Origin of the sequence: Phyllobacterium sp. SB3, from assembly GCF_040009165.1 — a bacterium.
Lineage (GTDB): Bacteria > Pseudomonadota > Alphaproteobacteria > Rhizobiales > Rhizobiaceae > Phyllobacterium.
Genome location: NZ_JBDYKI010000006.1, coordinates 243351 through 255960, shown reverse-complemented (window position 1 = coordinate 255960; position 12610 = coordinate 243351). Strand labels below are relative to the sequence as shown.

The window sequence follows — 12610 nt, the reverse complement described above, 5'->3', positions numbered from 1 at the left end:
ATGAAGACCGTGCATGTCTATCGGGTCAATCAGCCAATCCGGGCGATTGTGCTGCGCTCAATCAACTCAACGCCGATATCGACATGACGCACACCGACAGAAGGGTCAGCAATTTTCTGTTGGAGCATCACGAAGCCCACGCGCCCAAGCTCCAGCCGATCAATACGGATCGTTGTCAAAGGTGGTCTGCTGTAAAGCGCTATTGCTACATCATCGATCCCGACGACGGAAAATGCGCCAGGTATTGCGAAGCCGGCTTCTTTCAATCCCTCCACAACACCAAGCGCCACCAGATCGCTGCTGCAGAAAAAAGCCGTAACACCGTCGAGGCGACCGTCATTCAGTGCACGCCTGATCGCGAGTGCCGATTGATACTCAAGGACACCTTCCTTGCCGAGATCGAGCACATCGCGTGATCGATCGAAACCTAACCCGGCTTCTTCAAGTGCATCCCTGAAACCGTCCATCCGGCGGACAAGCGATGTTCGATGCGGCAGTGTCACATGCATAACCCTGCGATGCCCGGCAGCCAGCAAACGGCACGTTGCCAACCAGCCCGCCGATCTGTTGTCAGGCGTCACACTGCTTATCCGCATGGAACGGTCAGCACCATTGACAATAATGGCCGGGAATCCACTCGCCACAATGCGTTCGATAATTTCAGGATCATCGAGACCTACCAGCAGGAACGCTCCGGAGACCGCTTCCTTCAGGATCTTGTCTATGTCTGAATCTGCTTCCGGCAAATAACGGGCGACCAGTCTGACGTCGACAGAAACAGCCTGAGACGATGCCGCATCAAGAATACCTCTGATGACATCGGCATAAAACTGCGAATTCGAATAATACTCACCGGCGGTTATGATCGTCACGCGCTCGATGGCCGCCGAAGATTGCCCGCGTGACGTACGGGCCTGATACCCCATCTGATCAGCAATTCCGATAATACGGCGGCGGCTCTCGTCACCAACGCCGGGGCGGTTGTTCAATACCTTGGAAACCGACGCAACCGAAACGCCCGCTGCTTTCGCAATGTCTTGCAGCGTCACAGTTGCCACTATTTCATCATTCATTTCAAAGTATCCGTACCACACCTTATAGCGGAAACGCGTCTTAACATGGTGGATGTATTATATTTGTTGACTACCAGAAGAATTCTGTATGGCCAAGCGAACGCATGAGAGCTTCCATAAAATAATAATCGCCGTAGGGAAGCATCGTATCTGCATATCCCGCAGTAACATGTGCGGCTCCATGCGCAAGCAGACCTTCTGCCTGCGGGTTCCCGGTAAGATCGCACTCGTCAAGCAGACCCTGCAAAAGCCGGTCCGCCAACGCCTTCCAACGTGGAGCTTCGTCATCCGAAACCAGATCGGCAATTATATAGATGCCCGCAGCCATGATGGCTCCGGCAGAACTGTCCCGCGGTGCGCTTTTTGGCTTCGGGACCCCAAAGTCCCAAACCGGGACGTTGGACGATCCCATCAGACTTTCTGCTTTTGCAGCAAGCCGCTTCGCAATGTTCAAAAAGTCCTGATTTCCTGTTGCAAGCGCTGACTGGGCAAATCCATGGATCATCCAGGCCTGCCCTCGCGACCAGCAGGAATCATCCGCATAACCCTGATGTGTCTCACCACGAAGCGGCTTGCCTGAAACCTTGTCGAAAACGAACGTATGAAAACTGGTGCCGTCATCACGAATAAGGTGCCTAGCCGTGGTCAATGCGTGATCATTTGCAATTTCAGAAAAATCCGAACTTCCTGTTTCTTCGGCCGCCCAATACAAAAGCGCCAGATTTTGCATTGTATCGGCGATCATGCGACCCGCAACGAACTGTACACGATCCTCACCCTGCCCCGAGCGCGCATTCCAGGCTTGAATATACTTGCCTTGCGGGCAATACCGCCAAAGCAGATTTCTCGCCGCCTCAAGAGCCATTTCACGCGCCTCTTTGGAACCAGTACTACGCCAGTCGGCTACGCAACTCAGCGAAAACTGGAAACCAAGATCATGATTCTGGGCGCGTCGATCTCGCAATATGTCGCGAAAAGCGGAGCGTCGACCGCGAGCCGCATTCAAAAACACGGGATCTCCTGTTAGTTGGAGTCCAAGCCAAAGCTGTCCGGACAGGAAACTGATGACCCAGTCCCCCGGTCTGCAATACGACCAGGTTTGATTGTCAACACCTATCTTGGGGTTTCGAACACCAAAGGTCGGTAATTTGACCCGAAGTTTTTCCAGGCACCGTTCCAATGCCTCCTGGTGTCCTGACCGGTTGCCCTCTGCGGGCAGGACAACATTGCCAAAGTAACTATCAAACTGCGCTCTCATGTGGAATCCTTCTTCAGTTGAATCTTTTTCGCATTCAACGTAAGTTTCGTCAATTGGTATTTTTCGTTTGACATTTTCGCTTATACATTATTCATTGAGCGGGGTCATGTTGGGAGATGTGGCGATATACCGGGATGGGAGGGCGACTTGCTCGCGAAAATTCAACGAAAATTTCGCAATATGTTTTTCGGAAGGCTGACCTGATGAGCTTTGCCGGTCCTGCGTGGCGTCGAGTAAAACGGCAACTTCTCAGCTATAGTTTTCTGCTTCCCTGGCTGCTGGGGTTCGCTGCTTTGACAGTCGGACCGATTGCAACATCCATTTATCTCTCGTTCACCGATTACGGCTTGATGGCTCCGCCCGAATGGATCGGTATCGAAAACTACGTCCGCATCGCATCGGATGATCCGCGGTTCTGGACGGCGATGAACGTCACTTTTACATTTGTGGTGCTGTCAGTGCCGTTAAAGCTGATTTTTGCTTTAGCGCTTGCAGTCGCCTTGAACAAAGGGCTCCGGGGGCTGGCAATCTTCCGGGCGGTTTTTTACTTGCCATCCCTTCTTGGCGGCACTGTCGCCATAGCTTTTTTATGGCGCCAGATTTTTGCTGGCGATGGCCTGCTCAATCGCGGGCTGGAATACGTTTTCGGTTACCATGGCCCAAGCTGGATATCGAACCCGTCAACGGCGCTCTACACCTTGGTATTGCTGGCAATCTGGCAATTTGGATCGTCGATGATCATCTTTCTTGCCGGCCTTCGCCAAATACCTGTCGATATGTATGAAGCTGCGAGTATCGATGGAGCCGGCAGGGCACGGCAGTTCTTCAAGATTACCTTGCCATTGTTGACGCCGGTGATCTTCTTCAATGCAGTTATCCAGACCATTGATGCTTTTAAGGCATTCACGTCGGCCTTTGTCATAAGTGGCGGTGAAGGCGGACCCATCGACAGCACACTGTTCTATACGCTCTATCTCTTTCAGGAGGCATTCGTGAACCTCCATATAGGCTATGCCTCGGCTCTGGCCTGGGTGCTCGTGGTGATCATCTCGATATTCACGGCACTGTCGTTCTTATCTGCAAAGTATTGGGTGCACTATGATGACTGAGACGAACGCAACGCGTGCCGGCGTTCTGTTTACGTCAAAGCGAGTTGTCAAATACTGCCTTCTGACTGCGGCAAGTTTGATAATGCTTTATCCTCTGCTTTGGATGGTTTCGAGTTCATTCAAGCCAAACGACGAAATCTTCACGTCCGTATCGCTGATTCCTGACAATGTGTCTTTCGACGCCTATGTGCGTGGCTGGAACGGATTGAGTGTCAGCTTCGGCAAGCTGTTTTTCAATTCACTGGTCGTGTCCGTTCTGGCAGTCATCGGCAATCTTGTTTCATGCTCACTTGCTGCATACGCTTTTACACGGTTACGATTCTTCGGTCGTGATTTCTGGTTTGCATTGATGCTTGGCACACTGATCATGCCGCAGCACGCGGTTCTGATCCCTCAATATGTGCTGTTTTTGAAACTTGGCTGGGTCAATACAATCCTGCCATTGGTCGTGCCCAAGTTTCTCGCAATCGACGCGTTTTTCGTTTTCCTGATGGTACAGTTTTTCCGTGGCCTGCCCAGGGAACTGGACGAAGCAGCGATCATGGATGGCTGCGGTCCCTGGCGTATTTATTTCAGGATCATTCTCCCGCTTTCAATGCCGGTCCTGGCAACCGCCGCTGTGTTTTCATTCATCTGGACCTGGGACGATTTCTTTGCCCCTCTGATCTATCTGAACGATATCCAGAACTACACGGTACAGCTTGGCTTGAGATCGTTCGTGGATTCGACCGCCCAGTCGGATTGGAGCGCGCTGTTTGCCATGTCAACGCTCACGGTCTTTCCCATTTTCATTCTCTTCATTCTGTTCCAGCGGCTGCTGATTGAGGGCATCGCGACTACGGGGATGAAACGATGACCTGTCAAGACACGGTTCATTCCGCAAAAGCACCAGCATCTTCAAAGGTTTAATATGGTAGATCTCGCACTCAGGAACATCGATAAGCGCTTTGGCACAGTGGATGTGATCAATGGTGTCAACCTCGAGATAAACAAAGGCGAGTTCATCGTTTTCGTTGGCCCTTCCGGTTGCGGCAAGTCTACTTTGCTTCGAATGATTGCTGGCCTTGAACCGATCAGTGGCGGCGAACTTTCCATCAATGGCACCGTCATGAATGAGGTACCTCCGTCAGAGCGCGGAATTGCCATGGTTTTCCAGTCCTATGCGCTTTACCCGCATATGAGCGTGTACAAGAACATGGCGTTCGGACTGGAAACTGCTGGCCTGCCTCGTGCGGAAATAAAAGTTCGGGTTCACAAAGCCGCCGATATTCTCCAGATCACGCATCTTCTTGATCGTAAGCCAAAGGCACTATCCGGCGGACAGCGACAGCGCGTCGCTATCGGGCGGGCGATTGTACGCGAACCCGATATCTTCCTTTTCGATGAGCCGCTCTCAAACCTTGATGCTGAACTGCGTGTGCAAACCCGCGTCGAGATCGCCAAGCTTCATAAGGAACTGGGCGCAACCATGATCTATGTGACACATGATCAGGTGGAGGCCATGACTCTCGCAGACCGTATAGTGGTCTTGAGGAGCGGTAATATTGAACAATGCGGACGCCCGCTCGAACTTTACAACAAACCGGCCAATAAATTCATCGCCGGTTTCATCGGCAGCCCGAAGATGAATTTTCTTGATATTGCCTTTCGCTCATCCGGCAGAGCGCAGGCAGAATTCTCCCTGGCAGATACACAGCTGAGCCTGCCGACGTCACTCAATGCTGATCCGGGAATGAAGTTCAGCCTTGGCGTGCGTCCGGAGCATATTTCAACAGATGCACAGGCGGATGTTTCTCTCGGCTCTTTATCCGTCAGCCATGTTGAACAACTCGGAGGACAAACTGTGGCTTATGGCCGGCTGCATGACGGACAAAGCCTGATAGCGGTCCTTGAAGGACAAAGAGCCATTGCCCCGGGCGATAGCTTGAACGTCGGTATCTCTCACCGGCACTGCCACCTTTTTGACCCCGATGGGACCCGGCTAAACGACTGAAGTTGAAGATTTGATCGCAACGATGGAGGAGCACGTGATGATCAACAGGCGACAAATGCTACTGAATGGCGCAATGCTCGGTGTGGGCGCTGCCGCATCTTTCTCTGGAATGACAAAAGCCTCGGCGCAGGACGCAAGATTGCGCCTCTACTGGTGGGGTACGCCAGATCGTGCCAAACGCACTCAGGATGTTGCGGCGTTATTCTCAAAAACCCACAATGGCGTGACGATCAATGCGGAGACTGCCGGTGCAGATTACTGGTCGAAACTTACTACCATGATGGCAGGAGGGAATCTGCCGGATGTATTCCAGCTGGAACCAAACTCCTTTGCCGATTACGGGCGTAGAAAAGCAACACTGCCCCTTGATAGTTATTTTGGGCAAGCAATCCGTACCGATCGCTTGGCATCAGGTGCTCTGGACCTTTGTAAGGTTGACGGACAGATTTTTGGTATACCTATCGCGCTCAATGCATGCGCAATGCTTTACGACAAAGACGTCTTTGCCAGGGCCGATATAGCACCGCCAACTGCAACCACCACCTGGGAGGATTTTGCGAAAACCTGTATCCAGCTGACAAAATTCATCGGGAAAGACAACGTGTGGGCCGTTGGAAACTGTTCGCACTATAATTCCATGTTCACCGGATGGCTCGGGCAACGCGACAAATCGATGTACACGGAAGACGGCAAGCTTGGATTCACGGCTGACGATGCTACTGAATGGTATTCTTACTGGCAGGATTTGGCGAAACAAGGCGGATGTACGCCCGCCGAAGTGCAATCCATGGATAAAAGTCTGGTTGAAACCAACCCGCTTACAACAGGCAATGCAGTCATTGCCATGACCTATTCCAATCTTTTGCCAGCATATCAGGCGGTCTATAAAGGGCCGCTGGAAATAACGGCAACACCCATAATGAACAAGACTGCGCCGAGTGGGCTATTCTACAGGCCGGCACTGATATGGGCCATTTCCAGCCAGAGTAAAAATCCGGACATTGCAGCACAGTTCCTTGATTACTTCATCAATGACAAAGAGGCCGGGAATATTTTAGGAATTGAGCGGGGCGTGCCCGTCAATCTTGATATCCAGCAAAACATCACACCTGCTATCGACGAACTTGCAAAGAAAACCGTCAGCTACATAAATGACATCGCGGATCTCGTCGGGCCATACCCTCCACAGATACCACTTGGCGCTACCGAGTTTAATACAAGGGCGTTCATACCAATTGGCCTGAAGCTGTCCTATGGAAATCTCACCCCCTCTGAAGCCGCCGCGGAGCTGATCTCCCAAGGCAAGCGAATCCTGAAGAGCTGATGTCTCTATAAGCTAGGTCATCTCTTGAAATGACGCGAGGCACCCTGCCTCGCGTTGCCCGAAGCAACGGAAGCCACAAAATGCCGGACATTATATTTCCGCCAAACTCCTTCCAGTTACTGGAGGGAAATCCCTTTCAAAGCAGAAATGACGTAGAGCGAGCAGTGGCAACACTGGCTGCCCCTTTGGAAAAATATCGCTCCAAAGACGGCGCTCGCATTCGTTGTGGCGTGGGTGCAGCTCATTTTGATCAACTGTCCGCAGATTTGGAAGGATTTTCAAGGCTGTTATGGGGACTGGTTCCCGCGCAGGTTGGCGGCGCTGACTGGATCAATTGGGAACCAATAAGTCGGGGCTTGGCTTCCGGCACCAATCCCCTTCATCCAGAATATTGGGGTGCCGTGCCGGAGAAAAATCAACGCCTTGTTGAACTGGCCGCAATCGGGTTCGCTCTCAGACTTGTTCCCGATAGGATCTGGGACCCTTTAAGTGACGAGACCAAGAGAAATGTTGCCCAATATCTGATTGCCGCCCATCGCCTTGAGTACCACAACAATAACTGGAAGTTCTTCCGGCTACTTCTTGGAATGGGGATGCGGGCGGTTGGAATCGACTATGACAGGAACCTTGACGAGCAATATGAAAAGGACCTGGAAACATTTTACATAAGTGACGGCTGGTATAGTGACGGGCCAATACGACGGGTGGATTATTATATCCCTTTCGCATTCCACTACTACGGACTGATCCTCGCCGCCCTTCAACCTAATCATTTGGCTGATAAATACACTGAGCGGGCTCGCCTCATCGCATCGGATATATGTCGCTGGTTTGCAGATGACGGAGCAGGGCTCGTTTTCGGGCGATCACTCACTTACCGTTGCGCACCGGCAGGGTTTTTTGGCGCATTAGCCTTCGCAAATGTTGAAGCGCTTCCCTGGGGTGTCATAAAGGGACATTATTTACGCCATCTGCGTTGGTGGTCCTCAAAGCAAATAGCCAATAGCGATGGAGTGCTCTCGATAGGTTATGCCTATCCGAACCTTTTAATGTCGGAAAGCTACAATTCTCCCCAGTCGCCTTACTGGGCAATGAAAGCTTTCCTGCCTCTCGCCCTGCCTTCCAGCCATCCTTTTTGGTCAGCAGAGGAAATCCCTTGCCCGGCAGAGCCCAAACCCTCTGTGCAGTTGCACCCTGGATTTGTCATCTCCAACCCGCCCGGGGATGCAATTGCCCTGAGTTCAGGTCAACAATGTCTGCAGATGCGTCACGGGTCGGAAAAATATGCCAAGTTTACATATTCTGCCCGATACGGGTTCAGTATCGAAAGTGATCAGGTTCGGTTTGACGAAGCTGTTTTCGATGGAATGATCGGGCTTTCCCGCGACGGAAAACATTTCAGGGTCAGGGAAACCAATGAAAAGGCCATGATTGCCGACGGGACCATCTATTCCAGATGGCGTCCTTATGCCGATGTGACGGTCCACACGTGGCTCTATTGGGACGGGCCGTACCATATCCGTGTTCATCGGATTGATACGCCGCGCCCACTGAAAACGATTGAAGGCGGATTTGCTGTTCTACGCGACTATACCGGCAATGAGGTTATCAAAACCGATGGCGTGCATGCGTCGATCGAGACGGGAACAGACGTCTCTGCCGCCGTCGATCTGGGTTCGACTGTTAACCGCAGCGGACGCATTCATCACGCACCACCGAACACCAATCTTGTGGCAGCCAAAACGACCCTTCCTCAATTGACAGGAGAAATTCCGGCCGGTGAAAGTATCCTTGCTGGCGCTTTCATTGCCCAAATGGATCGGCAGGCGGTGAAAGACGCCCTGAAATCCCTACCCTCGAGGCCTGATGTTTCTGCGCTTGAGCGACTCATGGTCGAAAAAGGCGTCAACGTTTCAATTATGGGTAACGGCGCAGTTCTCTGACGCCATGGGTCTGTCTTGAAATATCAAGGAAAAATGCACTCGATACGATAAGTGACCAATTCAGGGCTTGCGCCGCAAACTTCCATCTGATTCTTTGCCGCCACACCGGTAGATCGCCAGTTTTGATTCTCCCGGACGCATTGCTTTAGGATTTAGACCTGTACGCCGATGACTCTAGCGGCGCGGAACAAGGATTGCACCATGTCGATCAACCTTCAAAAGCCGGAAATTTCCGAGATGAAACCGAACATTACGGTGTTCGGTGTTGGAGGTGGTGGTGGTAATGCGGTCAACAATATGATCCGCGAGAATCTGCAAGGTACCCAGTTCATTGTTGCAAATACGGATGCGCAGGCATTGTCGACCTCCAAGGCAACCCGGCTGATACAGCTCGGCGCCAATGTGACCCAGGGGCTGGGTGCAGGATCACATCCTGAAATAGGGCGCGCTGCCGCCGAAGAAAGCATCGACGAAATCCTGGACCACCTGACGGGTACACATATGTGTTTCGTCACAGCCGGCATGGGCGGTGGCACAGGGACAGGCGCTGCGCCAGTGATCGCCCGTGCCGCCCGTTCTGCAGGCATTCTCACTGTTGGCGTCGTAACAAAGCCATTTTCTTTCGAGGGTACGCGCCGTATGCGCATGGCAGAGGAAGGCCTCGAAGCATTGCGGGAAAGCGCTGATACTCTGATCGTCATTCCCAATCAAAATCTTTTCCGGGTTGCCAGCGCCAATACGACATTTGCCGATGCCTTCGCTATAGCTGATCGCGTTCTGTATTCCGGTGTCGCCTGCATAACCGATCTGATGGTCCGCGAAGGTCTCATCAATCTTGATTTTGCCGACGTTCGATCCGTCATGCGCGACATGGGACGGGCGATGATGGGCACCGGTGAAGGTACGGGCCAGGGACGTGCTCAGGCAGCTGCAGAAGCGGCCATTGCCAATCCCCTCCTTGATGTCGAATCCATGAAGGGAGCCAAGGGTGTCCTGGTTTCAATTTCCGGCGGTCGCGATATGACCTTGTTCGAGGTTGACGAGGCCGCTACCCGTATCCGCGAAGAAGTCGACGACCAGGCAAATATTATTCTGGGCGCTACATTCGACGACGCTCTCGAAGGTGTTTTCCGTGTATCTGTTGTTGCCACCGGAATTGACGACGCCAGTGACACAGCACTTGCACCCCCAGCACTGTTACAGCGCCAAGCCTGACGACCTTGCCTTTTTAAGGCAACTTGAAAAACATCTCGGGGCTGGTCTTCAGTTCCGGGATATTTTTTTGCATTCAGAACGACGACAACCGGTGCTCGGTAGAGAGTTGTTAACCTTCACTTTCTATTTCTGGAGCAGCACAATTCCGGTCACTTCATCCCGTTTTCGTTCGCAGGCATCATGCATATCTCAAGAACAAATTTCCCGGTAAAATCAGACGAATATGACGCAATCGAGGCAAATTCGCCGCCTCCTGCAGCAGCTCCCGCACCCAAGCCAGCTGCGGCACAGGCCTACGAAGCAGTGAATGTGCGTCGCACTGCGTCACCGGCTGCACAAGCGCCCTCGCATCCCATCGAACGGTTACAAAGCGCCGGCTATATTTTACCCGATTCTGCAACAGCACCGATTTCAAAACGTATGTTCTCCCTGTCCGAAAATGTCCGGTTCACCCGGACACCTGACAGTGAATTGCTGAAGGGCAAAGAATCTGTCTCCGACACACCGGCACAAACTTCTACGCCACCGGGATTCAGTTTGCCGATTGTCACGGCACCGCCGCCACGCGCACCCGCTGTTCAAACCATTGCACAACCAGAGCGCTTGCTGGCTTCTTCATCCGATCAGACTCCACCTGCTGTGGCTCGGGCAACAATGGAGCCTGTCGCTGCGATGCCCGCGCCTGTGGATGAGCCGGTAGATACCTCTGCTTATGCGTACGTGTCAGACTTCGCTTTTTGGGAATCAATGAGTGTTGCAACCGAACTGGCTCCGGTCGCAACTGTGCGTGTTCAACCCAGAAAAATACAATACAATCCTGATGAGATCACGGCCCGTTTTCGTATCGTTGAATACAGACAGAAATTGCCTGCGGACGCTGCTGTAGCGCAACCGGTTCCTTTGCCGGCACCAGTAAAACCTGCCGAGCCGTTGCAACCACCGGTCCAGACCGTGGAGCAGAAGATCATCGCTGTTCCGGTATCTCCGGTTGAGGAGTCTCACGCCACTCCTGTCATCCAACAGCGCAGGGGTGTGCCACAACGCGAGATCGTAGCCGCGCCCGCCTCTGCCCAGGCTTTAATTCCGCAAAGACGTCTGGCGATCGTCGGTGGCATCGAAACCCGCATGGCGCCCGCTCATGGCGGATACGAAAAGCCGCCTGTCGAGTTGCTGCAGGAGCCGACCACACAAGATACAATTACAATTTCACAAGAAACACTTGAGCAGAATGCCGGGTTGCTGGAGAGCGTGCTCGAAGATTTTGGTATTCGTGGTGAGATCATCCACGTGCGCCCGGGGCCTGTGGTCACGTTGTATGAATTCGAACCCGCACCAGGCGTAAAATCCTCCAGGGTTATCGGCCTTGCAGACGATATTGCACGCTCCATGTCCGCACTGTCGGCGCGTGTTGCTGTTGTTCCCGGCCGGAATGTCATTGGCATCGAACTGCCAAACACCACGCGAGAAACTGTATTTCTTCGGGAAATGATTGAATCCGACAGTTTCGACAAGACCAAGTTCAAGCTGGCTCTTTGCCTCGGAAAGACTATCGGCGGTGAACCCGTCATTGCCGAACTCGCCAAGATGCCGCATTTGCTCGTAGCAGGCACAACGGGATCGGGCAAATCGGTTGCGATCAACACAATGATCCTGTCCCTGCTCTATCGGCTTACTCCGGATGAGTGCCGCCTGATCATGGTCGATCCGAAGATGCTTGAACTGTCGATCTATGACGGCATCCCGCATTTGCTTACCCCTGTCGTGACTGATCCCAAGAAAGCTGTCATGGCGCTCAAATGGGCCGTGCGTGAAATGGAAGACCGTTATCGCAAGATGTCGAAGCTCGGTGTTCGCAATATTGACGGTTTCAACGCCCGCGTCGCCAGCGCCCGTGAAAAGGGTGAAACGGTGATGTGCACTGTTCAGACAGGATTCGACAAGGGTACTGGCACGCCGGAATACGAACAGGAAGAAATGGACCTGACGGCAATGCCATATATTGTCATCATAGTCGACGAGATGGCCGACCTGATGATGGTCGCCGGCAAGGATATTGAAGGTGCAATTCAACGTCTGGCCCAGATGGCACGTGCCGCCGGTATTCATCTCATCATGGCAACCCAGCGACCCTCCGTCGATGTGATCACCGGCACGATCAAGGCAAATTTCCCGACCCGCATTTCATTTCAGGTAACGTCGAAAATCGACAGCCGCACCATCCTGGGCGAACAGGGGGCTGAGCAACTGCTTGGTCAGGGTGATATGTTGCATATGGTTGGCGGCGGGCGAATTGCGCGAGTTCACGGACCCTTCGTCTCCGATGAGGAAGTCGAACAGATCGTTGCGCATCTCAAGGCGCAGGGCCAGCCGGATTATCTTGATACGGTTACTGCGGATGAGTCCGGGGAAGAAGAGATCGAGAGCGAAGACAGCGCCGTTTTCGATAAGGGTAGCGTGGCTTCGGAGGATGGAAACGAGCTTTACGAACAGGCGGTGAAGATCATGTTACGCGACAAGAAATGTTCGACATCCTACATTCAACGCCGTCTGCAAATTGGTTATAACCGCGCTGCATCGCTTGTGGAACGCATGGAGAAAGAAGGGCTGGTTGGTCCTGCAAATCATGTCGGCAAGCGCGAGATACTCAACGATAACAGCTAGCAGATCCGGGAAAGCCGTTCCCGGGCTTTCCCGG

Annotated in this window: 8 protein-coding genes and 1 pseudogene; 7 read left to right on the top strand and 2 right to left on the bottom strand. The window is 52.8% G+C overall.

The window, feature by feature from the left end; genetic code table 11:
• Positions 1-29 precede the first annotated feature (29 nt).
• Positions 30-1073: a LacI family DNA-binding transcriptional regulator gene (locus tag ABKW30_RS22060; protein WP_348601062.1), complete on the bottom strand. Its 1044-nt coding sequence runs from the start codon at positions 1071-1073 to the stop codon at positions 30-32.
• Between the two features lie 70 nt (positions 1074-1143).
• On the bottom strand, positions 1144-2085 hold the full coding sequence (locus tag ABKW30_RS22055; protein WP_348601061.1) for a hypothetical protein: 942 nt from the start codon (positions 2083-2085) through the stop codon (positions 1144-1146).
• 449 nt (positions 2086-2534) lie between these two features.
• Between ABKW30_RS22055 and ABKW30_RS22050 the strand changes: the two genes are divergently transcribed.
• The 7 genes and pseudogenes from ABKW30_RS22050 to ABKW30_RS22020 all read left to right on the top strand — a co-directional run bounded on the left by ABKW30_RS22050 (position 2535) and on the right by ABKW30_RS22020 (position 12576).
• Entirely contained in the window at positions 2535-3440 is a 906-nt protein-coding gene (locus tag ABKW30_RS22050; RefSeq protein ID WP_348601060.1) for a sugar ABC transporter permease, read from the top strand.
• Positions 3441-3522: 82 nt separating this feature from the next.
• Positions 3523-4296 carry a carbohydrate ABC transporter permease gene (locus tag ABKW30_RS22045; RefSeq protein WP_348601121.1) on the top strand — a complete coding sequence of 258 codons (774 nt, stop codon included), beginning with the start codon at positions 3523-3525 and terminating at the stop codon, positions 4294-4296.
• 54 nt (positions 4297-4350) lie between these two features.
• The gene (ugpC, locus tag ABKW30_RS22040; RefSeq protein ID WP_348601059.1) at positions 4351-5433 is read left to right on the top strand and encodes a sn-glycerol-3-phosphate ABC transporter ATP-binding protein UgpC; all 1083 of its coding nucleotides are present in this window, start codon (positions 4351-4353) and stop codon (positions 5431-5433) included.
• Positions 5434-5470: 37 nt separating this feature from the next.
• Positions 5471-6757, top strand: coding sequence for an extracellular solute-binding protein (locus tag ABKW30_RS22035; protein ID WP_348601058.1), 1287 nt, complete (start codon positions 5471-5473; stop codon positions 6755-6757).
• Between the two features lie 80 nt (positions 6758-6837).
• A complete protein-coding gene (locus ABKW30_RS22030) occupies positions 6838-8700 on the top strand; it encodes a DUF2264 domain-containing protein (RefSeq protein WP_348601057.1) in 1863 nt (620 codons plus the stop codon).
• Positions 8701-8901: 201 nt separating this feature from the next.
• Positions 8902-9861 (top strand): annotated as a pseudogene (gene ftsZ, locus ABKW30_RS22025) (cell division protein FtsZ); the annotation flags it as partial.
• Positions 9862-10095: 234 nt separating this feature from the next.
• Complete coding sequence (locus tag ABKW30_RS22020) at positions 10096-12576, top strand: DNA translocase FtsK (RefSeq protein WP_348601056.1); 2481 nt, start codon at positions 10096-10098, stop codon at positions 12574-12576.
• Positions 12577-12610: the final 34 nt, after the last annotated feature.